The 22,039-nt window shown below is 55.3% G+C and carries 22 protein-coding genes; 16 read left to right on the plus strand and 6 right to left on the minus strand.

Annotated elements, in window-relative coordinates; all coding sequences use genetic code 11:
* Window positions 1-12 precede the first annotated feature (12 nt).
* Window positions 13-1,716, minus strand: a complete 1,704-nt coding sequence (locus DUD43_RS09185) for a sigma-54-dependent Fis family transcriptional regulator (RefSeq protein ID WP_153230049.1) — start codon at window positions 1,714-1,716, stop codon at window positions 13-15.
* A gap of 351 nt (window positions 1,717-2,067) precedes the next feature.
* Between DUD43_RS09185 and DUD43_RS09190 the strand changes: the two genes are divergently transcribed.
* From DUD43_RS09190 to DUD43_RS09215, 6 genes are all read left to right on the plus strand, one after another.
* Complete coding sequence (locus tag DUD43_RS09190) at window positions 2,068-2,340, plus strand: phenol hydroxylase subunit (protein ID WP_153230050.1); 273 nt, start codon at window positions 2,068-2,070, stop codon at window positions 2,338-2,340.
* A 23-nt stretch (window positions 2,341-2,363) separates the two neighbouring features.
* Complete coding sequence (locus DUD43_RS09195) at window positions 2,364-3,371, plus strand: aromatic/alkene monooxygenase hydroxylase subunit beta (RefSeq protein WP_153230051.1); 1,008 nt, start codon at window positions 2,364-2,366, stop codon at window positions 3,369-3,371.
* Entirely contained in the window at window positions 3,371-3,643 is a 273-nt protein-coding gene (locus tag DUD43_RS09200) for an MmoB/DmpM family protein (RefSeq protein WP_153230052.1), read from the plus strand. The genes DUD43_RS09195 and DUD43_RS09200 overlap by 1 nt, the downstream gene beginning before the upstream one ends.
* Before the next feature lie 18 nt (window positions 3,644-3,661).
* Complete coding sequence (locus DUD43_RS09205) at window positions 3,662-5,167, plus strand: aromatic/alkene/methane monooxygenase hydroxylase/oxygenase subunit alpha (RefSeq protein ID WP_153230053.1); 1,506 nt, start codon at window positions 3,662-3,664, stop codon at window positions 5,165-5,167.
* A 66-nt stretch (window positions 5,168-5,233) separates the two neighbouring features.
* On the plus strand, window positions 5,234-5,596 hold the full coding sequence (locus tag DUD43_RS09210; RefSeq protein ID WP_153230054.1) for a phenol hydroxylase subunit P4: 363 nt from the start codon (window positions 5,234-5,236) through the stop codon (window positions 5,594-5,596).
* 15 nt (window positions 5,597-5,611) lie between these two features.
* Window positions 5,612-6,673, plus strand: coding sequence for an NADH:ubiquinone reductase (Na(+)-transporting) subunit F (locus tag DUD43_RS09215; RefSeq protein WP_153230055.1), 1,062 nt, complete (start codon window positions 5,612-5,614; stop codon window positions 6,671-6,673).
* A 230-nt stretch (window positions 6,674-6,903) separates the two neighbouring features.
* Here the strand turns inward: DUD43_RS09215 and DUD43_RS09220 are convergent, their stop codons facing one another.
* Window positions 6,904-7,842, minus strand: a complete 939-nt coding sequence (locus DUD43_RS09220) for a LysR family transcriptional regulator (RefSeq protein ID WP_153230056.1) — start codon at window positions 7,840-7,842, stop codon at window positions 6,904-6,906.
* 452 nt (window positions 7,843-8,294) lie between these two features.
* Between DUD43_RS09220 and DUD43_RS09225 the strand changes: the two genes are divergently transcribed.
* From DUD43_RS09225 to DUD43_RS09265, 9 genes are all read left to right on the plus strand, one after another.
* Window positions 8,295-9,647 carry a Rieske 2Fe-2S domain-containing protein gene (locus DUD43_RS09225; RefSeq protein ID WP_153230057.1) on the plus strand — a complete coding sequence of 451 codons (1,353 nt, stop codon included), beginning with the start codon at window positions 8,295-8,297 and terminating at the stop codon, window positions 9,645-9,647.
* A gap of 3 nt (window positions 9,648-9,650) precedes the next feature.
* The gene (benB, locus tag DUD43_RS09230) at window positions 9,651-10,139 is read left to right on the plus strand and encodes a benzoate 1,2-dioxygenase small subunit (RefSeq protein ID WP_153230058.1); all 489 of its coding nucleotides are present in this window, start codon (window positions 9,651-9,653) and stop codon (window positions 10,137-10,139) included.
* 15 nt (window positions 10,140-10,154) lie between these two features.
* Window positions 10,155-11,162, plus strand: coding sequence for a benzoate 1,2-dioxygenase electron transfer component BenC (gene benC / locus DUD43_RS09235; protein ID WP_153230059.1), 1,008 nt, complete (start codon window positions 10,155-10,157; stop codon window positions 11,160-11,162).
* A gap of 64 nt (window positions 11,163-11,226) precedes the next feature.
* Window positions 11,227-11,997, plus strand: a complete 771-nt coding sequence (locus tag DUD43_RS09240) for a 1,6-dihydroxycyclohexa-2,4-diene-1-carboxylate dehydrogenase (protein WP_153230060.1) — start codon at window positions 11,227-11,229, stop codon at window positions 11,995-11,997.
* Window positions 11,998-12,068: 71 nt separating this feature from the next.
* Window positions 12,069-13,403 (plus strand): MFS transporter, encoded by a 1,335-nt coding sequence (locus DUD43_RS09245; RefSeq protein ID WP_153230061.1) that lies wholly within the window; start codon window positions 12,069-12,071, stop codon window positions 13,401-13,403.
* A 219-nt stretch (window positions 13,404-13,622) separates the two neighbouring features.
* Complete coding sequence (locus DUD43_RS09250) at window positions 13,623-14,243, plus strand: LysE family translocator (RefSeq protein WP_042482092.1); 621 nt, start codon at window positions 13,623-13,625, stop codon at window positions 14,241-14,243.
* 602 nt (window positions 14,244-14,845) lie between these two features.
* Window positions 14,846-15,304: a PEGA domain-containing protein gene (locus DUD43_RS09255; protein ID WP_153230062.1), complete on the plus strand. Its 459-nt coding sequence runs from the start codon at window positions 14,846-14,848 to the stop codon at window positions 15,302-15,304.
* Between the two features lie 156 nt (window positions 15,305-15,460).
* Window positions 15,461-15,715 carry a hypothetical protein gene (locus DUD43_RS09260; protein ID WP_153230063.1) on the plus strand — a complete coding sequence of 85 codons (255 nt, stop codon included), beginning with the start codon at window positions 15,461-15,463 and terminating at the stop codon, window positions 15,713-15,715.
* A gap of 89 nt (window positions 15,716-15,804) precedes the next feature.
* Entirely contained in the window at window positions 15,805-16,842 is a 1,038-nt protein-coding gene (locus DUD43_RS09265; protein ID WP_153230064.1) for a LacI family DNA-binding transcriptional regulator, read from the plus strand.
* On the opposite strand, the gene DUD43_RS09270 is transcribed toward DUD43_RS09265, so the two are convergent.
* The 4 genes from DUD43_RS09270 to DUD43_RS09285 all read right to left on the minus strand — a co-directional run bounded on the left by DUD43_RS09270 (window position 16,839) and on the right by DUD43_RS09285 (window position 21,007).
* A complete protein-coding gene (locus tag DUD43_RS09270) occupies window positions 16,839-17,543 on the minus strand; it encodes a sulfite exporter TauE/SafE family protein (RefSeq protein WP_153230065.1) in 705 nt (234 codons plus the stop codon). The two genes, DUD43_RS09265 and DUD43_RS09270, sit on opposite strands and share 4 nt — an antisense overlap.
* Window positions 17,540-18,958 (minus strand): amidohydrolase family protein, encoded by a 1,419-nt coding sequence (locus DUD43_RS09275; protein ID WP_153230066.1) that lies wholly within the window; start codon window positions 18,956-18,958, stop codon window positions 17,540-17,542. Before DUD43_RS09275 ends, DUD43_RS09270 begins: the two co-directional genes overlap by 4 nt.
* A gap of 11 nt (window positions 18,959-18,969) precedes the next feature.
* Window positions 18,970-20,307, minus strand: a complete 1,338-nt coding sequence (locus DUD43_RS09280) for a uracil-xanthine permease family protein (protein WP_153230067.1) — start codon at window positions 20,305-20,307, stop codon at window positions 18,970-18,972.
* Between the two features lie 370 nt (window positions 20,308-20,677).
* Entirely contained in the window at window positions 20,678-21,007 is a 330-nt protein-coding gene (locus DUD43_RS09285) for a DHCW motif cupin fold protein (RefSeq protein ID WP_153230068.1), read from the minus strand.
* Window positions 21,008-21,203: 196 nt separating this feature from the next.
* Here DUD43_RS09285 and DUD43_RS09290 point away from each other — a divergent pair, with 196 nt between their 5' ends.
* Complete coding sequence (locus tag DUD43_RS09290; RefSeq protein WP_194273474.1) at window positions 21,204-21,998, plus strand: hypothetical protein; 795 nt, start codon at window positions 21,204-21,206, stop codon at window positions 21,996-21,998.
* The last annotated feature ends 41 nt before the right edge of the window (window positions 21,999-22,039 follow it).

The following is a 22,039-nucleotide window of genomic DNA, read 5'->3' on the forward strand; positions in this document are numbered from 1 at the left end:
GGCTATTGATTACTAAGCAGGCATTGCTACCTTCTTCAGCCTGTATGCCAAAGCAGGCCGAGTCAGTCCTAACCTCCGGGCTGCTTCTGAAATATTCCCGTTCGTTTTCTTCAGTGTTAATTGAATGATTTGCTCTTCCAAGTCATCCAGATTGAAGGGCGTTTCCAGCAGATGTTCCAGATACTGCGTCTGGTTCGCGGTGAAACAGGGCTCTTTCGCCATAAAGCCTTGCGTATTCAAACTGCTCAGATACTGCAAGGCGCTTTTCTGTTGCGGGAACAGATGGTGGGTTTCGATTTCGTGATTGTGCTCGGTCAGGATGACGCCACGCTCGATCATGTTCTCGAACTCGCGGATATTGCCCGGCCAGTCGTATTGCATCAGCAATTCCCGGCTGCGGTCGCTCACTCCCAGTACGTGCTTTTTGTACATGCTGGAGTATTTGTTCAGAAAGTATTCGGTCAGCAGTGGAATGTCTTCCTTGCGCTCTCGCAGCGGCGGAATGTGGATGGGAAAAACATTCAAGCGGTAGTACAGGTCGGCACGGAAGGTGCCTTTTTGTACGGCCTCGGCCAGATCCTCGTTGGTGGCGGCCACGACGCGCACGTCGATATGGCGGATGTTCTCGTCACCCACGCGCTCCAGCTCCTGTTCCTGCAGGACGCGGAGCAGGGCGGCCTGGGACCGTGGTGACAGCTCCACGATTTCATCCAGGAAGATGGTGCCGCACTGGGCACGCTCAAAACGACCGAGGCGAGATTTATGTGCGCCGGTATAAGCGCCTTTCTCCACGCCAAACAGCTCTGATTCAATCAGCTCCGGGGGAATGGACGCACAGTTCACCGCAATAAAAGGCTGATCTGCCCGGTCGCTGGCGGCGTGCAGACCGCGTGCGAAAGCCTCTTTCCCTACGCCGGTTTCCCCCAGCAGCAGCACGGAGACTTTGCTTTGTGCCGCTTTTTCCAGCAGATGACAGGCGGCCTGGTAGGCGGCGGACTGGCCAATGGAGTTGGGCAAGGTGAAGTTGGCGCTGGAGCGTTTGAACTCCTGTTCGCGCAACTTCACCAGCTCACATCGCAAGGCAAACAGTTCGTCCTGAACCGGATCGGGTAGCATGAAGCGGTCTATCTCGGGGTCATCATCCTCCCATTCCTCGGCAGGCTTGCCCACGATCTTGCAGTGGCTGTGGCCCATGGCGCCGCACTGGGTTTCTTTGTAGATGATGCTTTTGCCCATATAGAAGCTGGTGTAGCCACTGGCATAGCCCAGCAGGCTCCAACAGACGGGCTCGCTGGATTGGCCGTGCTCTTTCTGGTGATTGCTGACTTCGTAGGAATCAAACCAGTCAAATTCGCCGTAATACTGGCCCGCATCACGGTCAAAGGTCAGGGCGGTGGGCACCACTTTGACCATGCCGCGGATGGTGTGCATTTGCGGGCCGGCCAGAAAAGTCTCTTTCAGTGACAGGTCCGGGCGCACTTTTTGTGACACCTCGGCGTCCTTCATGCCCGCGTGGTAGCCAAAGCGCATCAGAAAGTACTTGGCGCGTTCGCTGCCCAAAGAGGCAATCAGTTCCTTGCGCAGCTGGCCAAAACCGCTGGCGTGCAGCAAGAGCATGCGCTGCTCGCCAAACCAGATTTTTCCTTCCCGTGCATCAAAGCGAATAGCGTCGATCAGGTCCTGACTTAATGGCAGTGTGAGTTCAGTAGCCCCCATGGCTGTCTCCATCTGTTGTTTCTTATTGTGGTTTTGGGTGTTTTAAAAATCAGTATGCCGCCTGTCTTTCGGGTGACTCAAGGAAAACAGAATAGTGTCCAGAGGACGGATAAAACGGGTTTTTCTAGGGCTTTACCCTAACTCAGCATTTGATGAAAACAGCGCTAAGCACTTGATCAAATGATCAATTTTCCTTTGGAGCAGCGCGCCAACAGCGCATACCGTCTGGCCTTGGTGCTTCCTATCTCTTTAATCCTAAAGGGTTAAATCCTTCAAATTTAAAGTTGGCACGCCGTTTGCTATGAACAGGCTGTGGACACTCATGCAACAGCTTGATCAGGAGGAGAACCGATGTCAGACACGAGCTTGCCCACTTTGACAAAGTACGTACGTGTACGCAGTCCGGCCAACGCCCGTTTTGTGGAATTTGATTTTGCCATTGGCCAGCCGGACCTGTTCGTGGAACTGGTCATGCCGCCGGCAGCGTTTGAGCAGTTTTGCCTGCACAACAATGTCCAGCCCATGAGCGAAGAGCAAATGCGGGTCAATGACGAGAACGAAGAAAAATGGCGTTTTGGTTATGACACTTTGGTCGGTAACAGTCGCCAGGCTGAAGCCCAGTAGGTTTTATTCAGGAGAACAAGAGGATGACATTAGAAATTAAAACGGCCAGTTTGCAGCCCGTGCGGCAAACCTTCGCCAACGTGGCCCGCCGCTTTGGTGAAAAGCCGGCTACCCGCTACCAGGAAGCAACATACGACGCCCAGGCGACTGCCAACTTCCATTACCGGCCTCTGTGGATGCCGGACAAGACCCTGAACGATCCCACACACACCGCCATTCAGATGAAGGACTGGTATGTGTTTCGTGATCCCCGCCAGTTCTACTACGGCGCTTACGTGCAAAACCGTGCCCGCATGCAGGAATCGGCTGAAACCAATTACGGCTTTTTTGAAAAGCGCGAGCTGGCCCAGTACCTGAGCGAGGACGTCAAAGCCAAGGTCACCCGCTTGCTGCTGCCTTTGCGTCACATCGAGCAAACTGCCAACCTGAATTTCATGTCCGGCTCGGCCTACGGTTATGGCACCACCATTACCCAAGCCTGTCTCTATGCCGGGATGGACTCGCTGGGTATGGCGCAATACGTCTCCCGTATTGGCCTGTTGATTGATGGCAATAGTGCCGATTCCCTGAGCCAAGCCAAAGAGGCCTGGATGCAGGATAAGGCCTGGCAAGGTCTGCGCGCCTTGTGCGAAAAAACGCTGGTCCAGAAAGACTGGTTTGAATTGCTGCTGGTGCAGTCTTTGTTGATCAACACCGTGGTGCATCAAGTGGTGTATCAGGGCCTGGTGGCGGATCTGGCCAAGGAAGGCGGCCGTGATCTGGATATGCTGCTGGAGTTCATGCTGGAGTGCCATAAAGACCTGTCCAACTGGAGCGATAGCGTCTTCAAGATTGCCGTTGCCGAAAGCGAGGAAAACAAGCAGCAACTGCAAAACTGGCTGAATCAGTGGATGCCGCAAGTGCAAGCCGCCTTCATGCCTTACATCCAGGCTGCCTTTGCTGACCAGGCTGATCAGGTCTGGGCACAAGTGCAGGAAACCATTGCTAAACGCGTCACGAAAGCAGGCCTGAGCCTGGGTGGAGAAGCCTGATGACATCCAAGGTTTATATCGGTCTGCAAGATAACGACATGTCGCGCTACATCGTCGAGGCCATTGAGGAAGACAACCCGGACGCTACGGTCATTTACCAACCCGCCATGGTGCGCATCGAATGTGCCGGTCAGTTGGTGGTCAAGCGCGAGACCGTAGAAGAAAAGTATGGGCAGCAGTGGGACATGCAGGAACTGCATCTGAATCTGATCACCTTGGGTGGCAACGTGGATGAAGATGAAGACCGCTTGTTGTTGCACTGGAACAGCTAAATCAGAAAAGGGGGCACTATGGCCACGAAAAAACTAAATATCAAAGACAAATATCGCTATCTGACTCGTGATCTGGACTGGGAATTCAGCTACCAGGATCGCAAGGACGCCTTCCCCTACGAGGAGTTCGAGGGCATCAAGATTACTGATTGGTCCAAATGGGAAGATCCATTCCGTCTGACAATGGACGCGTACTGGAAGTACCAGGCCGAAAAAGAAAAGAAGCTGTACGCCATTTTTGATGCCTTCGCGCAGAACAATGGCCAGATGAATATTTCCGATCCGCGTTACCTGAACGCGATCAAGGTGTTCCTGACTGCGGTGACCCCGCTGGAATACCAGGCTTACCAGGGCTACTCCCATGTGGGACGTCAATTCAGCGGCATCGGCGCACGGATTGCGTGCCAGATGCAGTCGATTGACGAGCTGCGTCACGTCCAGACGCAGGTTCACGCCATGAGCCACTACAACAAGTTTTTCAATGGCTTCCAGGACTGGAGCCATATGCACGACCGTGTCTGGTACCTGTCCGTGCCCAAGTCCTTCTTTGAAGATGCCCGCGCTGCTGGCCCCTTCGAGTTCCTGCTGGCGATCAGCTTCTCCTTCGAGTACGTGCTGACCAACCTGCTGTTCGTGCCCTTCATGTCGGGCGCGGCTTACAATGGCGATATGGCCACGGTGACCTTCGGTTTCAGCTCGCAGTCTGACGAAGCACGCCACATGACGCTGGGCCTGGAAGTGATCAAGTTCCTGCTGGAGCAGCACGAAGACAACGTGCCTATCGTTCAGCAGTGGATCGACAAATGGTTCTGGCGCGGTACCCGTCTGCTGTCCGTGGTGGGCATGATGATGGACTACATGCTGCCCAACAAGGTCATGTCCTGGAAAGAGGCCTGGGAGGTCTATTTCGAGCAGGCCGGTGGCGCTCTGTTCAAGGATCTGGCCCGCTACGGCATTCGCATGCCCAAGTACAGCGAAGTGATCGAGAAAGAGAAAGAGCACATCTCGCACCAGGCCTGGTGGATTTTCTACAACTTCGGTCACGCTGCCGGTTTCCACACCTGGATCCCCAGCGACGAGGAACTGGATTGGCTCAGCGCCAAGTACCCCGACACCTTCGACAAGTACTACCGCCCACGCTGGGAAATGGCCAAGAAGATGGAAGCCGAAGGCAAGCGCTTCTATTCCAGCGGTCTGCCACAGCTGTGCCAGGTATGTCAGGTGCCCATGACCTTTACCGACATGGAAAAACCCGACGAAATTACCTATCGCCAAAGCCAGTACAAGGGCGAGCGCTACCACACTTGCTCGGACGGTTGCCGCGACATTTTCGAGCATGAGCCTGAAAAGTACATCCAGGCCTGGCTGCCGGTGAACCAGATCCTGCAAGGCGGCTGCGGTGGTCCTGATCTGGAGAAGATCCTGAGCGACTACTACCAGCTGAACGTGGGTGTCGACAATATGGACTTCAAGGGTTCGGTGGACGAAGCGCGCTGGAACGAATGGAAAGGAGTGACGGCCTAGTCACACGAGAAAAAGGGTAGCGCTCCCGGTGGGCGCTGCCACTACCTATAAAAATTGGAGATCAATATGGCAGTTACTGCAATTACCCCGGACTACCAAGGCTATGCGCGCGACCAGAAGTCGCACTATGGCGAGAGCATGCTGTTGTACATCGGTTGGGATGAGCACTTGTTGTTCTGCTCGGCCAAAGCCTTTCTGGTTCAGCCCGACATGACTGTGTCGCAACTGATCCAGCAACTGATGCCCGCCGGCTTTGCCCAGCACCCTGACTTCGAGCAGATCGAATGGAGCAAGGTGCAATGGAATCTGAATGGCGAGGCGGTTGAACTGAACCCGGACGACACCTTGGGTGCCAAGGGTTTTGATCACAAATCCTTGTTGCGTTTCAAGACCCCTGGCCTGAATGGCTACAAGGGTACGGGCGTATAAGAGGCGGAGGCAGCAATGACGTATCAGGTAACCGTAGAACCCACAGGTGATGTGGTAGAGGTGGAAGATGGACAAACCTTGTTGGACGCTGCGTTGCGACAAGGGGTTTGGTTGCCTTTTGCCTGTGGACATGGCACGTGTGGCACCTGCAAGGTGCAGGTGCTGGAAGGCTATGCAGACGCAGGCGATGCGTCCAGCTTTGCCCTGATGGATTCGGAGCGGGACGAAGGCAAGCTGCTGGCTTGCTGCTGCCTGCCCGAATCCGATATGGTCATCGAGGCCGATGTGGATGTGGACCCGGATTTCCAGGGCCTGCCCGTCGAGGACTATCAGGGCAAGGTCGTCCTGATTGAAGACTTGTCGCCCACGATCAAGCACATCCGTCTGGAACTGGATCGCCCGATGGCGTTCCAGGCTGGGCAGTACATCAACCTGCATGTGCCGTCCATTGACAGCACCCGCGCTTTCTCCATTGCGAATCCGCCCTCCATGAGCGGCATTATCGATTTGCACGTGCGCAAGGTAGAAGGCGGTGCAGGCACCACCTGGCTTCATGATGAACTGGAAGTGGGGCAGTCTCTGGACGTGTCCGGCCCTTATGGTCAGTTCTTTGTGCGCAAGTCTGACCCCCAGGGCGCGATTTTTATCGCCGGTGGTTCGGGCCTGTCCAGCCCCGAATCCATGATTATGGATTTGCTGGAAGAGGGCGATACCCGTCCTATTTATCTGTTCCAGGGTGCACGCAATAAAGCCGAGTTGTATCACGCGGATCATTTCTATCAACTGGCCGAAAAGCACGACAATTTCCACTACATTCCGGCCTTGAATGCGCCTTTGCCGGATGATGCCTGGGAAGGCTTTGTGGGCTTTGTGCATGAAGCCGTGGGGCAGTTCTTTGAGCAGCGTTGCTCGGGCAATAAGGCCTATTTGTGTGGCCCGCCCCCCATGATTGAAGCGGCGATCTCCACCCTGATGCAAAGCCGCCTCTTCGAGCGCGACATTCACATGGAGCAGTTCCTGACAGCAGCGGATGGCGCCACTGGCAAGGTACGTTCGGCGCTGTTCAAACGTATCTAAGCGGTTTTAACTGACGGCTGGCCAGACCTTTTTGCAATGAAAACGTCTGCTGCTGGTCACTGTGAACGCCGTACCTTTCTGGCCTTGCAAGAAGCGTTAACGACGCTTTGCAGGGCCTTTTTGTATTAGGTGGTGGCGGCTTTAGCGGCTAATCGTGCTAACGCAGATAGTTGCAGAATAAGGTTTCGCTGCAAGCCAGAGCAGGCGGGTTGCTCATAGGCTTGCAGCCATCAACAGGGTGGTGGCCCGTTACTCAGGGCACTGTGCCCCGGAATCAACCAGGGCGGGTTCTCCGCATACATTTCCTCAATAAAGGCATGCATCTGGGCGATGTACCAGGAGTTGTCGTTTTTCCTGTGACTGAAAATAATGGGCGAGGTCACTTTCTCGTCGTCAATCAGCCGGTAGACCAGATCACTGCGTATCTGTGCGGCTGAAGGAATCAGGCACAAGCCCACGCCGCCCGCGACCAGTCCCATAGCCGTCTGCAACTCCAGCACTTCATGCACTTCGGTGGGGAAGATGGCGTTGTCGTGCAGAATATTCAGCACATGATCGGCAAAGCTGGGGCGCGGCGATTTGGGATACACAATAAAGGCGTGATCAGCGATGACTTGCAAGGACACCGGCCCCCGGTCTTTGGCCAAATCAATCTTGGGCGGGATCGCCAGCACCAGGCGTTCTTCACGCAAGACAGTGCGGCATACCGCGCTGTCATGGATGCGCACACGCCCAAAAGCGATATCAATGCGTCCGGCGCGCAAGGCAGCAATTTGCTGGCTGGAGGTCAGTTCCAGAAAGTGAAAGCGGATATCCGGGTAGGCGTGGCGGAACTTCTGAATCAGGATGGGCAGGCCACCGTACAAGGTGGAGGCCACAAAGCCAATCGACAATTGCGGGCGCTGGTGCAGCCCGACTTCGGTGGTCGCCGCTTTCATCACTTCCACACGATTGAGCAATTGCAGTGACTGCTCGTAAAAGATGCGGCCCGCTTCGGTCAGTTGCAGAGGGCGGCTTTCTCGTGACAGCAGCAGGACATTGAGTTCTTGTTCCAGCAACTGGATCTGTCTGCTGAGGGCAGGTTGGGCTATGTGCAACTGCTCGGCAGCGCGAGTGAAATTGCGCTCTTTGGCGACCGCAACAAAGTAGCGGATTTGTTTCAAGTCCATATGCTTTGCCCGTGGTCCAGGTCCAGAAAATCCGGATCAATATATCACCTATCTCGACCATCCAAGCTTCAAGCATATACCCGACAAGCTCTAGGGTTAACGATAGGTTTTGCTTTTATGATGATTCAAGTGACTGATTTTATTATTAAAAAAACAAACTATAGCATTTTGCTATGGAGCGGGACCGATATGGTATTGGAAGTCTGACCCTCCAAAGACTGTAATGAAAGCCATGCAGAACAGCCCCGGATTTTTCGATAAAACGGGCTGGGCAAAATCAGCCCGATGCTGTCCCTGTCGGGCTTGAATCAGGCTCAAGGCCAAGCCAGCAACACGCTGCCACGAGCCAGTCCGGCCTCAATCCGGAGCGATTTTTCTTTTCTATCACACGTACTTGCTATGCCTTCAAGAGCATGGGCAGGGACGGCTGCAACTCTCATAAAGGCCACATCATGTCAGTCCTTATGGATAAAACCAACGATATCAGGCACTTGCTTGATACTGCCCTGGAAGAAAACCAAGAAACAGGCGTGTATCGCTGCCGTCGTGACATCTTCACGAATCCGGATCTGTTTGAACTGGAGATGAAGCATATTTTTGAAGGCAATTGGGTCTATCTGGCGCATGAAAGCCAGCTGCCCAATGTGAATGATTACTTCACTACCTATATTGGCCGCCAGCCCGTTTTTCTGACACGCGGCAAAGACGGCGGCCTGAATGCCTTTATCAATGCCTGTGCTCACCGGGGGGCCATGCTGTGCCGTCGCAAACATGGCAATAAAGGCAGTTTTACTTGTCCTTTTCATGGCTGGACCTTCAATAACGCGGGAAAGCTGCTAAAGGTCAAGGACGAGAAAAATACCCAGTATCCCGAGCAGTTCAATACCGAAGGCTCGCACGACTTGAAGCGTGTTGCGCGCTTTGAGAATTATCGCGGCTTTCTGTTTGGCAGCCTGAACCCGGATGTGGTGTCTCTGGACGAATATCTGGGTGAAACCAAAGTCATCATCGATCAGATCGTGGATCAAGCCCCTGAAGGCCTGGAAGTGCTGCGCGGCAATTCTTCCTATATCTACGACGGCAACTGGAAGCTGCAGATGGAAAACGGGGCCGACGGCTACCACGTCAGCAGCGTGCATTGGAATTACTCCGCCACCATGGGCCGCCGCAAAGAGGGCGGCACGCAAGCGGTGGATGCGAACGGCTGGAGCAAAAGCCTGGGCGGTGTCTATGGCTTTGACTATGGCCATATCTTGCTCTGGACAAAGACCATGAATCCAACCGTGCGGCCGGTCTACGAGCATCGCGAGGAGCTGAAGCAGCGTCTGGGCGAGGAACGTGCCGAGTTCATCGTCAACCAGACCCGCAATCTGTGCCTGTACCCGAACGTGTATTTGATGGACCAGTTCTCTACCCAGATTCGGGTAACGCGTCCTATCAGCGTGGACAAGACAGAAGTCACGATTTACTGCTTTGGCCCCAAGGGTGAAAGCGCCGAGCAGCGCGCCATCCGTATCCGTCAGTACGAAGACTTTTTCAACGTGTCTGGCATGGGAACGGCAGACGATCTGGAAGAGTTCCGTGCTTGTCAGGAAGGCTATGCCGGTATTGCCGCCCCCTGGAATGACTTGAGCCGAGGTGCCCCCCTGTGGGTGCAAGGCCCGGACGAGAATGCCACTGCCATGGGTATGAAGCCCTTGATCAGTGGGGGGCGTAGTGAGGACGAAGGCTTGTTTGTCTGCCAGCACGAGTACTGGGCCAAGACCATGAGCCAGGCGCTGAAAGCAGAAAACGGGGAGGCATAAGCCATGAACGCAACGTATCACTCTATTTGTGCTTTCCTGTATCGCGAAGCCCGTTTGCTGGACGACCGTCAGTGGGATGAATGGCTGGAATGCTATAGCCTCAACGCTCAGTATTGGATGCCTTGCTGGGACGATGATGATCAACTGACCGAGGATCCGCATAGCGAGATTTCCTTGATCTTTTATCCCAACCGCAACGGTCTGGAAGATCGGGTGTTCCGCATCAAGACCGAGCGCTCCGGTGCCTCCACGCCCGAGCCACGTACCGCTCACATGCTCAGCAATATCGAGATTCTGGCCGAGCGCGATGGGCAGGTGGATGTTCGCTATAACTTTCTGACGCTGAACCATCGCTACCGGGTGACGGATCAGTTCTTCGGCACGATTTACCTGACCTTGTCACCTCAGAAGCAGGGCTGGTTGATCGAGCAAAAGAAGGTGGTGCTCAAGAACGACTACATCCGTCAAGTGATTGATGTGTATCACATTTAAAGCGGAGATCCAGTCGTGAACAGCTATCGTATTGCGCTGAATTTTGAGGACGGCGTCACCCGTTTCGTGGATTGTGGGGAACACGAAAAAGTGCTGGATGCCGCGTATCGCCATCAGATCAATCTGCCTATGGATTGCTCGGACGGGGTGTGCGGCACTTGTAAATGTCAGGCCGAAAGTGGTCAGTATGAGCAGGGCGATGACTATATCGAGGATGCCCTGACGCAAGAGGAAGCGGACAAGGGTTTGGTTCTGACCTGCCAGATGATCCCCAAGTCGGACTGCGTGATTGCCGTGCCGATTTCATCGGGTGTGTGCAAGACCGCCGTGGCCAAGTGGCAGGGGCAGGTGTCGGAATGCCGTCAGTATGAGGATGCAGCTTACGAGCTGAAGATTGATGCGGCCGATGAGGCCTTGCCTTTCCTGCCTGGGCAGTACGTGAATATCACGGTGCCCGGCGGGCAGGCGCATCGCTCCTATTCCTTCAGCTCTGCGCCGGGCGAGTCGCGTTTGAGCTTCCTGATCAAGCAGGTTCCGGGTGGCCTGATGAGTTCCTGGCTGGCGGCGCAGCCGCTAGGGCAGCAGGTGGAAATGACCGGGCCTTTGGGTAGTTTTTATCTGCGTCAGGTAACGCGCCCCTTGTTGTTTCTGGCCGGTGGTACGGGCTTGGCGCCGTTCTTGTCCATGCTGGAAGTGCTGGTCAAGCAAGGCTGTACGCAGCCTGTGCATCTGGTTTATGGCGTCACGCGTGATCAGGATCTGGTGATGCTGGCTGAGCTGGATTCCTACACCCAGCGTTTGCCCGGATTCAGCTACACCACCTGCGTGGTGGACCCGGAATCCAGCCATGAACGCAAGGGCTACGTCACCCAGCATCTGGATTTGGCGCATTGGCATGAGGGGCAGGTGGATGTGTATCTGTGCGGGCCGCCGCCCATGGTGGATGCGGTCAGCCTGTTCATTGATGCGCAAGCCCATGCCCCCGCGAATTTCTACTACGAAAAATTCATCACCAGCCAATAAGTGCATTCAAGCAACGCCCCTTTGTGGGGCGTCCTGTGCTGGATGACTCCTACAAGGAAAGATCATGACTGCACCTCTGCGTTTTCATCAAAAAGTGGCTATTGTGACGGGCGCGGCCCAAGGCATTGGCCGTCGTGTTGCCGAGCGCTTGCAGGCCGAAGGGGCCTGGGTGTTGGCGGTAGACCGCTCTGAACTGGTGCGGGAACTGGCCAGTGATACGGTCCTGACGCTGGAAGTGGATCTGGAAACCGTTGAAGGCGCTCAGACTGCAGCCCAGGCGGCGCTGGATAAGTGGGCTCGTATTGATATTTTGATCAATAACGTCGGGGGCACGATCTGGACACGTCCTTACGAGCACTACACGCCGACGCAGATCGAGGCCGAGATACGCCGCTCCCTGTTCCCCACCCTGTGGTCCTGTCATGCCGTGTTGCCCAGCATGCAGGAGCAGGGCAGCGGGGCCATTGTGAATGTGTCCTCGATTGCTACCCGCAGCATCAACCGCGTGCCTTATGCCGCGGCCAAAGGCGGCGTCAATGCCTTGACCGCCTCCTTGGCTTTTGAGAATGCCCAGCGCGGCATTCGGGTCAATGCCGTCTCGCCAGGCGGGACCGAGGCACCGCCACGGCGCATTCCTCGCAATACCCAGAACCAGGAAGATCCTCAGGAAGCGATCTGGTATCAGCAGATTGTGGATCAGACCGTGGCCAGCAGTTTGATGAAGCGTTACGGCAGCCTAGATGAACAGGCCGCCAGCATTTTGTTTTTGGCCTCGGACGAGGCTTCGTATATCACCGGCACTGTCTTGCCAGTAGGAGGCGGCGACCAGGGCTGATCAAGCGATGCGCGCGGCTGGTAGAGCGAAGGGCATCAAGACAAAAAAACTCCATTTGGGGGAGACAAATCATGAAAACACTAGAAGTTAATGAAGTGATTGAGCAGGCGCGCTTCGGGCGCTTTCACTGGATGGTGATGAGCCTGTGTGCCTTGTTGCTGATATTCGATGGCTATGACCTGTTCATTTACGGTGTGGTCTTGCCGGTGCTGATGGACGAGTGGAACTTGACGCCGGTGCAAGCCGGGGCCTTGGGGAGTTACGCCCTGTTTGGCATGATGTTTGGTGCTTTTGTGTTCGGGCCGCTGGCAGACAAGATTGGCCGCAAAAAAGGCGTGACGATCTGTTTTGCCTTGTTCAGCCTGGCCACGTTCCTGAATGGCTTTGCAAGTTCACCGACCGAGTTTGGTGTGTATCGCTTTCTGGCCGGCTTGGGCTGTGGTGGCCTGATGCCCAACGCCGTGGCCTTGATGAATGAGTATTCGCCCAAGCGCTCGCGCAGCACTTTGGTGGCGATCATGTTCAGTGGCTATTCATTGGGCGGTTTGCTGTCGGCGGCGATCGGCATCTACATGCTGCCGCGCTTTGGCTGGCAGTCCATGTTTTTCTGTGCGGCCATTCCGTTGTTGCTGCTGCCTTTTATTGTATGGAAACTGCCCGAGTCGCTGGCGTTTCTGATGCGCCAGGGGCAAGAGGAAAAAGCACGCCGCATTGTGCAGACCTTGGCCCCAGAAATGGGCGTGTCCCACGATACCGTCTTGACCTTGCATGAGCAGAAAAAGACGGGGGTGCCCATGCTGGATCTGGTCAAGGAAGGGCGCTTGCTGGGCACCTTGATGATCTGGGTGGCGTTTTTCTGCTGCCTTTTGATGGTCTATGCCCTGGGTTCCTGGCTGCCTAAACTGATGGCCAATGCGGGCTATAGCCTGGGTTCCAGCTTGTCCTTCCTGGTGGCCTTGAACTTGGGCGGCATGTTCGGTGCGATTCTGGGCGGTTGGCTGGGGGATCGTTTCAGCTTGCCCAAGGTGGTCGCCTGGTTCTTCCTGGTATCAGCCGTGTCCATTACCTTGCTGGGTTTCAAGAGCCCGACTCTGGTGCTGTATGTGTTGATCGTGATTGCCGGTGCCACCACCATTGGTACGCAGATCCTGCTGTATGCCAACACGGCACAGTTTTACCCCTTGTCCATGCGTTCCTCGGGCTTGGGCTGGGCGTCAGGCGTGGGGCGCATCGGTGCCATTGCCGGACCTTTCCTGGGCGGTACTCTGATGGCGGCGAAGTTGCCCTTGCAGATAAATTTCATGGCTTTTGCTGTGCCGGGTGTGATTGCCATGCTCGCATTTCTGGTGTTTTTGGCATCCTCGCGCTCATCTCCCAAAGTAGCGCTTAATGCGGTGGTCGGTTGAGAGCGCTGAAAACGATAGAGCAGGTGGCGCAGTGTTCATGCCACGCTCACGTCAATCTTGAGTCGTTCCTATAGATTCTGGATACTTACACTTGTTCTTCCCGCTAGCTTCTTGATTTTGAAGCTACTCGGAGTAAAGTGCGTATACACCGTTTTCAATCGACGCATGCCAGCCTTTCAGACTGAATGGCTGGCATTGTCTATGGAGCCAAGCAGAATCATGACCGCTAGTAGCCTGTTGTTGTTTTTACCCGCCTGTTTTGCCCTGAATATGGCCTTTGGACCCAATAATCTGCTGTCCATGACGGTAGGGGCCAAGCAAGGGGTATCGACTGCCCTGGTGGCCGCCATGGGGCGTCTGGTCGCTTTTGCCATCATGATTGTGGTGGCGGCTTTGGGGATGGGAACCTTGTTGATGGTCTCGGAAACGGCCTTTACCGTGGTCAAGCTCGCGGGGGCGGCATATCTGATCTGGCTGGGCATCAAGGTGTTGCGTGCCAGTGGCAAAACATCAGCAGAGCAAACTGAGGTGAGCAAAAAAGATATCTGGGGTCTGGTGCGTCAGGAGTTCTTCGTGGCTATCGGTAATCCCAAGGCCATTCTGATTTTCACCGCCTTCTTCCCGCAGTTTGTAGATATGAATAATTATTGGGCCAGCTTCATGACGCAGGGTGTGATTTTCCTGCTGCTGGAAGTGATTGCGATTGCGGCGTACGCCTATGTGGGGACCAGACTGTCAGGCGTGATGCAAAATGCGCGTGGTCTGCGCTGGGTGAACCGCATTAGCGGCAGCATGATGATCGGCTTTGGTGTGATCCTGGCCATGGCGCGACGTTCCTGATGTGAAGTCTGATCTGGCAGTTCAAGCCAGGCAGTAAAAAGCTCTCCTTGCGAGAGCTTTTTTTATGCCTGTCACAGGCCTGGCAAGGGCAAGTCTCATGTTTTTATTGGTGTTTTTAAGTTCAATACAAAGAACTTAGAAAATCCCATGTTGTTGTGTGAAGTACCCGTTTTGTTTGTGTTTCTATTTGTTCAGGGTAAACACTGAATATGCTGTTTAATGCTTGAAGTTTGTAATTTTTTTGTTAGGATAAAAATTCGTTCTAGGCTTTCTTGATTAAATAAACAGCAGGAGGTTTGGATATGAATGACACGCCCATGAACTGGCCCAGTGATTTTCCGAGCAAACACGATTCAATATAAAATTTCCAAGAAAGACGGAGACCATTAACCAGCCTGGCCGCCCTATGGGCGGCTTTTTCATTGCTGCCTTATTGTTCTTGTTTTTATATCAATATGCTTTGAGACTGACTCGCTCGTTTATTTATAAGATTCAAATTCTGAATCTCCCAAGACTGGAAAGTTTCACTGGGCTACCTTAAATTAGGTTTTATTGCATTTTAATGCCTTGGGTGGCTTGGAAAAAGACGGAGCAGAAAAAGAATGAATTGCATCAAGGCCTTGTTTGTTTTGTGTTTTCCCCTGCTGCTTGGCGCTTGCTCCAGTATTGCCGTTACTTATCATAGTGATCCCGAAGGAGCCACTGTCGTTTGCAATGGCAGTGTCTATGGCGAGACGCCACTGACCATTAACTACAAGCTTAGGGATGTGGATAAGCGCCTGGGCATTCTTTATACAGACCCTTGTTATGCCCAGTGGCTCAGTGGATACCGGGTCTCGTATACCAATCGGGTGCATCTGCCCCCGATCCCGGTTTTCGGTTATCAAATGGCCAAACGGCCCCTGGGTGACGGCTATGCGCAGGACGCAGATTACGGCTTGCGTGTGCAGACCCTGCGCCAGATGCGGGAACAGCAGGAAGAAAGCCGCAGATTGATGCAAGCCCAACTGCGAGAGCAACGTAAAACCAATTGCCTGCTGGAGGGGAAGTCAAAATGTTAGTGTCCCCTTGGGCAAGTATTAACTTGTAATATGGCCCCTGACCGAGATTGACCAAGCATCTCGGTCATGACTTCTGATTTTTAAAGGCAGGCAGGTTCCTTAATGAGTAACTCAAGGCAGGTAGATCTGGGCAGCCTTATAGGTGTCGCTTTTTGGATGACGCTTCTGGGCGCTTTGTTTGTAGGCTTTGTCTACCTCTTGTCCTTTCCATGGGCCTGGGTTTTGAAGGCAGCAATTGGCCTGGAAATTGTGCTGTTGCTCATGGCCTTGATGATGGAAGTTTCCGCCAAGGACGTGGATGGAGCGGGAGGCTGGGCAACGTTCGGGTTCATGTTGGGACATGCCTGGATATTTGCTGCCGCGCTGGTCTTGCGCGGCATTGTGCTGGTGGGGCAGTGGATTTTTGGCTGATGTTGGCGGATTCACCGCCTTGTTCCGCGTAAACAAGCCCTCCGGGCTATGCTATTTTCTTCTCTTTCCCTTTTCTGATTGATCCAGCCTTGCCACGTTCTTCTGCTACTCCCTCTCGTCGTATCACCATCCGCGATGTCGCCAAAGCGGCAGGGGTGTCTTTGACTACGGTTTCACACGCCTTGAATGATAGAGGCGTGGTGGACCCTTTGACGCGAGCCAAGGTGAAGCAGGTCGCTGCTGATATGGGCTACCGGCCCAATGTACGAGCGCAGCGTCTGCGCTCCGGTGCGGCCAATAGCATTGCGCTGGTATCGTCCATGCCTTTTGCCGTGTCCGGCGGTGTTTCGCGTCTGGGTTTCATGATGGAAGTGGCGGGTATTGCGGCCGAGGCTGCCATGCGGCGCGGCCTGGCTCTGGTGTTTGTGCCCCCCTTGGAAAATGCCCAGGCCTTTCTGGAAGGTCTGGATATTGATGGGGCAATTCTGCTGGAGCCCATGACGGATGATCCCAACGTGCGCTTGTTGCAGGAGCGCGGCGTGGCTTTGGTGTCGATTGGGCGTCAGGGTGGAGGGGGGGACAGCATCCCTTTTATTGATCTGCAATCCACAGCGACCGCGCATCTGCTATTGAATCACTTGTGGGAGCAAGGTCGGCGACGTATCGCCCTGGTGCAAAGCAGTGCCGCGCGTGACTCTTACGCCAGCCATAAGAAGGTCTACGAGAACTTCGCCGCAGCGCATGCCATGCCGGTGCGCTATATGCAGGTAGAAGAAAGCTTGGGCGAGGCTGGCGGGCATGATGCCTGCACCCGGCTTCTGGCGCAGTATCCCGATACTGATGCCCTATGTGTGCCCGTGGATGCCTTTGCGGTGGGCGCTTTGGCCGCTGTTCAGCAAGCTGGTTTGCGTGTCCCGCAGGATGTGATGATTGCGACCCGCTACGATGGCCTGCGTGCTCGTACTGCAGAACCGGCTCTGACCGCAGTGGATTTGCATCTGGAACAAGTGGCAACCCTGGCCGTCGAGCTGCTGTTCGAACATTTGTCGGGCGATAAAAGCCGTTTGTCGGCGTTGGGCCCAAAGCCGGAGCTTCGGGCCCGTGCCTCTACATTGCTGGACGATTAAGTCAGCATGACGGCAAGACCGGAGACGGTCGCAAATACCAGAACCCCCATACGTAGACGGCGTTGGTCCAGCCTGTGATGAACCAGGCTGCTTAATCCCATGCCCAATAACAAGGCGGGCAGGCACAAAACGGCATAGCTCAGGTGAGACCACTTCAGTGCGCCGGAGATACCCAGCACGACCAGCGAAATTACTTCTCCCACCAGAAAGCACAAGGCGACGGTTGAGCGCAGGGTGGCGACGGGGGCGTGCTGGTACACCAGAGCCAAAGGCGGACCGCCGATACCAGTTGCGGTTTCAGTGATGCCGGTGACCAGACCTGTGGCAATAAACGCCTTTTTACCGGGTGTGAAGCTGGGTGCCAGCACCGATGCCAGCACAGCCAGCAAGGTGCTGATACCGACGAACTGGTTGAGCCAGTAAGTCGATAGCACCAGCAAAATCCCCAGACCGGCAAATGTCCCCGCAAAACGTCCGACAGTGATCCAGCCCGCACCCCTGCGGTCAATCGCCCCGCGTTCACGCCAGGCCACATAGGCGTTTAGTGGCAGCATCAGGAACAGCAGTGCTCCTGGTATGGCCTCGGGATGAACCAAAGCCAGTACCGGAACCACGATCAAGGCAAAACCCATACCGCTGGCACCCTGGATAAAGGCACCAGCCAGCACGGCGGCAAAAGCAATTAGCAAACCAGCGGTCATGCCAAGGCCTTTTCTTGCTCTGCGTGACGAGCCAGGTGCTCGGTAGACGGTGCATGCAGCTTGCGGATATCCGATTGCGCGACGGCATGACGAGCCAGCTCACGCACTTCTTCCAGCAAGGGCAGAGGGTCCCAATCCACGGGTTGGCCTTCCCAGAGACGCAGCTTGCCTTGGACCACCACAGCCCGGATCTGATCGCGGGCGGCAATCCGAACCAGCTCCCAAGGCAGATCCCAGGAAGGAGTCATCTCGGGCACTTGCAGGTCAACGACCAGGAAGTCGGCTTGAGCACCCACCCGGATCTGCCCGGTTTGAGTACCCAGGCCCACGACCTCGGCACCGCCTCGGGTTGCCATGTCCAGCCAGGTCCAACCTGCACCGCAAGAGGAGTCGCCCACCATCATGCCGAAGGCAAAACGTTGTGCGGCCTCACCATAATCCATCATGCGGAAAGCATCGCTGCGAGTGCCGTCGGTGCCCATACCCAGGCGTATGCCTTGAACGCGCATGGCTTCGGCTGGAGCGACCGCATTGCCTTTCCAGGCGCTGGCAACCGGGTTGTAGGAAACGGCGGCATTCAAATCGGCCAGCAGACGGATTTCGCTGGGGGTGACCAGGGTGGCATGGGCCAGCAAGGAGGCCGAGCCCAGGGCACCAATATGGGCCAGATGTTCGATCGGGCGGCGGCCATGGGCATTCAAGGAACGCTCCACCGCCACCAGATGCTCGTTGGCGTGGGTCTGGAACACACGGCCAGCTTCTTCGCTCATGGAATAGATACGATGCAACATTGCATCACTGGCGGCTTCGGGAATAGAGATAGCCAGTGAAGGGCTGATCAAGGCATGGTGCTCCCATTGCTGGAGGTGGGCCTGGGCGCGAGCCACAATAGGCTCGGCGTCCAATAGTACCGCGCTGTGCTTGTCATTGCAGATCAGGCCCAGAACGCAGCGTATGCCTACGTCCGTGGTGGCTTGCACAATCGCGTCCAGATCTTCGGACGATCGGGTGCCCGCGTCGCAAACCGTAGTGAAACCACCCCGCAAGGCTTCCAGCGCTGACAGCTTGCTGGAGGCATACAGATGGCGGGCATTCAAGGTGCTTTCCAGCGGCACCCAGACCCGGCGGAAAATCTCCGAGGGTTCGCCATACACCAGCGATTTCCCATAAGACTGGGTGACGTGATGGTGTGCATCCACAAAGCCGGGCATCAGCAAATGGCCGAGCAAGCTCAGGCGCGGCAGTCCTGGGTGACGGGCGGCAATTTCCTCTACCGTGCCAATATCGCTGAAGCGACCTTCTTCAATCAGTACAGCGTGTCCGCTGACGGGTCCTTGCGGCAGCAAGAGGTGTTCAGGTTCCAGAATGCGGGCCTGAGCCAGGTCGTGGGATTGGAATAAAGAAGCGTGATTCATGGCACAGCTCATTAAGAATGTTGAAGGGGGACGGCTTTGGGGGAGCGCTGGCCGACGTGAATGAACAGGTAGTTCAGGACAGCCGCTGTCAGCGCGCCCATGGCAACGCCGTTGGACAAGAGCAAACGCAGTTGGGAAGGAAGTTGGTCGTAAATGCCGGGCACGACGATGGGCAACAAGCCGACTGCCAGAGCCGTGGCAACGACATACATGGCGGAATGACCGCGCAGGTCTACCTTGCGCAACATGTCTATGCCCATGGTGCCCACGATGGCAAAGACCACCAGGCCAGTAGCGCCAATGACAGAGGCAGGAATGACGCTGATCAAGGCGGACAGGGGCGAAAATACGCCAAACATAATCAGGAACAGTCCACCGACGGCTGTGACATAACGGGACCGCACTTGCGTGGCGCGGATGATGCCAATGTTCTCGCCGCTGGTAATGATCAGCGAGGTTCCGAAAATACCGCCCAGCAAGGAAGCCAGTCCGTCACCACGGATCGTATTGGGGACTTGTGCCTGCTGCTCGGCCTCGTCTTCCTTGCCCAGAACCTCATTCAGGGCAATGGTCTGGCCAGTGGCTTCCACCATGGAAATCAAGGTGAACAGCAGCAGCGGCAAAGCGGCAATCAGATCAAAGTTGGGCGGGCCAAAGGGGAAGGGGGACGGTAGGGCCAGCAGCGGGCCACTGCCCACGCCGCTCAAGCTGATGTCGCCCATCAAGGCAGCGGACAAGGCACCCACAACCAAGCCTAGCAAAATAGCCAACTGACGGCACATGCCCTTGAGCAAACGGGCAAACAGCACGGTAGATGCAATGGTGATCAGGGCCAGCAGCAAATTGTCGGTATTGCCGAAATTGGCCGAGCCGGGTGTGCCGGCAATCAGCTTGCCGGAGATCTGCGCCAGGTTGATGGCAACCAGCAGCAGCATGATGCCGATCACCAGCGAGGGGAAGTAACGCAAGAAGCGTTTGAAGATGGGGACGATCAGAAAGTACAGCAGGGCGGACAGGATCACCGCACCGGAGGCTGTGGGTAGATCGGTTTGTTGCGCGATCAGAATGAACAAGATAATGGGGGCGCCACCGGGCAACATCACAAAAGGCAGCTTGGCGCCTATACCGGCCGGGCCGAAGGATTGGATTAAGGTACCTATGCCACAGACCAGAAAAGTGGCGCTAAGCAACTGAGTGGTCAGGGCAGCGTCAAAACCCAGGGCCTTGCTCATCAAGAACACAGCCGCGATGGGTGAGGCGGCCATGACCAGTACGTGTTGCAGCCCGAAGGCAATCATGCGCTGCGGGGAATACAGCTCATCCACCTGCGCAGTGGGTGTGTCTTTCATCAGTGTCTCCTGTGCTGCGTTGTCAGGTTCGCAAGAGCCTGCCGCAGTCCTTTAGGTTTTTATCGAATTTATGAGTAAAACGATTTGGTTTTGATTTTATGCTCAACCAAAACGTTTTGGTAGTGTATTTATGCTTTGCTCAAAAGTCGATGTGGAAATCAAATAAGGATTATTTCTTTAGGCTGAAATAGCCTGTTGGAGGCAGAGGAGGCAGAGGAGGCAGAGGAGGCAGAGGAGGCAGAGGAGGCAGTCAGGCGACCGCTGGAAAGTATCGACGGCAAGAACAGACGTCGGAAAAGGGCGTGCAGCATTTTTCACCCCTCAGGCAGCCAGTCCCGACCGCCTAAAGGGTGTTTTTACGTAACAGGCTTTAATCCACGATGTAGAGCTTGGCGCCCGTCTGGGTGGAGGAGCGATGCGGCTCGGCATTGTCGGCCACATGGTAGGACTGTCCTGGTTCCAGGGTGAAACGGCGTCCGTCTTCCAGTTCGGTATCCAGCTTGCCTTCCAGGCACAGCAACATATGGCCTTTTACACACCAGTGGTCGGCCAGATAGCCGGGGCTGTATTCCACCATGCGTACGCGAATGGGACCAAAGTGCTGGGTGCGCCACAGGGCCATGCCTGTTTCGCCTTTGTGTTCAGTGGGGGTAATGTTGGACCAGTTGACGGTGCAAAAGGGTAAGTTCTGAATATCCATGCTTGCGGCTCGTGAGAAGGAATGATGCCCATAGTAGGCCTGTTTCCAGGGCCTGGTTTGCCCCCTTACCAATTTTTCCTGATACAGGCGATTTCAATTTAGAAATTTGCTGACGTCACAAACGCAGAGAGATCAGGAATACTCGCGCTCAACAGGGGCTCGTCATGGCACTTGTACTGACAAAAAGGGGAAGCGCATGAGTCTGTCTCAATCATTATTATTCGCACGGCACCGTGGACGGTGGAGCGTGCTGGCCGCAGCCTTGTTGCTGGCAGCTTGCAGCAGTGTGCCTCAACAATTGGCACAGCGTGAGGCGGTCTCGGCGGCTGCCCCGCAAACGGCCTCGACCTTGGGCACGCAATGGGGAGAAGGGCGCGAATCACGGGCCTATTCTGTCCAGGCTCAGCGTGTCGAGCCGCAGCGCGACGAGCTGCAATTGGCCTATTCCGATGAACGCAGTATTCGCCAGGCTTTGGGCCAAAACCTGGATGCCCAGCGCAGCATCTTGCTGGATCAAGGCAAGGTGGAGTTGTCTGTGCATGATGGGCGCGACACGCCTTTGACGATTTTCAGCAGTATCGGGCAGAAAAACTATCAGTTGGCGGGCAAGTCAGGCGAGCGTTATGTCCTGGTCTATACCAATCGCAGCGCGACGCCTTATGAAATCATCACCACGGTAGATGGTCTGGATGTCTTGTCGGGCAAGCCGGGCAGCCGCAGCCATAATGGCTATCTCTTGCAGGCTGGGGCTGTCTTGCGTATTGAAGGCTTTCGTAAAAGTGCCGACGAAGTGGCTGCTTTCCGTTTCTCCGGCAAGGACCGGGCTTACGCTGCAAACAGCCTGGCGGGTGACAAACGCAATATCGGTGTAATCGGGACGGTGCTTTACGAAGTGCGCCCGGTGACGCCGGCTCAACCTGCCGTGCAGTCACCCAATCCTTTTCCTGCTGATAAAGGCAATGGGCAATACGCGCCTCCGCCGCGGTACTAAGGCTTGATCGCTCCCTTCGTCAAAAGAGCAGTCGAATGTTG

It is taken from the genome of Alcaligenes faecalis, assembly GCF_009497775.1.
Taxonomy (GTDB): domain Bacteria; phylum Pseudomonadota; class Gammaproteobacteria; order Burkholderiales; family Burkholderiaceae_B; genus Alcaligenes; species Alcaligenes faecalis_D.

Excerpts from the sequence above, each read along its gene's own strand:
- DUD43_RS09255 (WP_153230062.1), top strand. The coding sequence starts at position 14,846 with ATGAATTGCATCAAGGCCTTGTTTGTTTTGTGTTTTCCCCTGCTGCTT.
- DUD43_RS09250 (WP_042482092.1), top strand. The coding sequence starts at position 13,623 with ATGACCGCTAGTAGCCTGTTGTTGTTTTTACCCGCCTGTTTTGCCCTG.
- DUD43_RS09280 (WP_153230067.1), bottom strand. The coding sequence starts at position 20,307 with ATGAAAGACACACCCACTGCGCAGGTGGATGAGCTGTATTCCCCGCAG.
- DUD43_RS09290 (WP_194273474.1), top strand. The coding sequence starts at position 21,204 with ATGAGTCTGTCTCAATCATTATTATTCGCACGGCACCGTGGACGGTGG.
- DUD43_RS09245 (WP_153230061.1), top strand. The coding sequence starts at position 12,069 with ATGAAAACACTAGAAGTTAATGAAGTGATTGAGCAGGCGCGCTTCGGG.
- DUD43_RS09275 (WP_153230066.1), bottom strand. The coding sequence starts at position 18,958 with ATGAATCACGCTTCTTTATTCCAATCCCACGACCTGGCTCAGGCCCGC.
- DUD43_RS09225 (WP_153230057.1), top strand. The coding sequence starts at position 8,295 with ATGTCAGTCCTTATGGATAAAACCAACGATATCAGGCACTTGCTTGAT.
- benB (WP_153230058.1), top strand. The coding sequence starts at position 9,651 with ATGAACGCAACGTATCACTCTATTTGTGCTTTCCTGTATCGCGAAGCC.
- DUD43_RS09260 (WP_153230063.1), top strand. The coding sequence starts at position 15,461 with ATGACGCTTCTGGGCGCTTTGTTTGTAGGCTTTGTCTACCTCTTGTCC.
- DUD43_RS09285 (WP_153230068.1), bottom strand. The coding sequence starts at position 21,007 with ATGGATATTCAGAACTTACCCTTTTGCACCGTCAACTGGTCCAACATT.
- DUD43_RS09195 (WP_153230051.1), top strand. The coding sequence starts at position 2,364 with ATGACATTAGAAATTAAAACGGCCAGTTTGCAGCCCGTGCGGCAAACC.
- DUD43_RS09220 (WP_153230056.1), bottom strand. The coding sequence starts at position 7,842 with ATGGACTTGAAACAAATCCGCTACTTTGTTGCGGTCGCCAAAGAGCGC.
- DUD43_RS09190 (WP_153230050.1), top strand. The coding sequence starts at position 2,068 with ATGTCAGACACGAGCTTGCCCACTTTGACAAAGTACGTACGTGTACGC.
- DUD43_RS09185 (WP_153230049.1), bottom strand. The coding sequence starts at position 1,716 with ATGGGGGCTACTGAACTCACACTGCCATTAAGTCAGGACCTGATCGAC.
- DUD43_RS09270 (WP_153230065.1), bottom strand. The coding sequence starts at position 17,543 with ATGACCGCTGGTTTGCTAATTGCTTTTGCCGCCGTGCTGGCTGGTGCC.
- DUD43_RS09215 (WP_153230055.1), top strand. The coding sequence starts at position 5,612 with ATGACGTATCAGGTAACCGTAGAACCCACAGGTGATGTGGTAGAGGTG.
- DUD43_RS09205 (WP_153230053.1), top strand. The coding sequence starts at position 3,662 with ATGGCCACGAAAAAACTAAATATCAAAGACAAATATCGCTATCTGACT.
- DUD43_RS09210 (WP_153230054.1), top strand. The coding sequence starts at position 5,234 with ATGGCAGTTACTGCAATTACCCCGGACTACCAAGGCTATGCGCGCGAC.
- DUD43_RS09240 (WP_153230060.1), top strand. The coding sequence starts at position 11,227 with ATGACTGCACCTCTGCGTTTTCATCAAAAAGTGGCTATTGTGACGGGC.
- DUD43_RS09200 (WP_153230052.1), top strand. The coding sequence starts at position 3,371 with ATGACATCCAAGGTTTATATCGGTCTGCAAGATAACGACATGTCGCGC.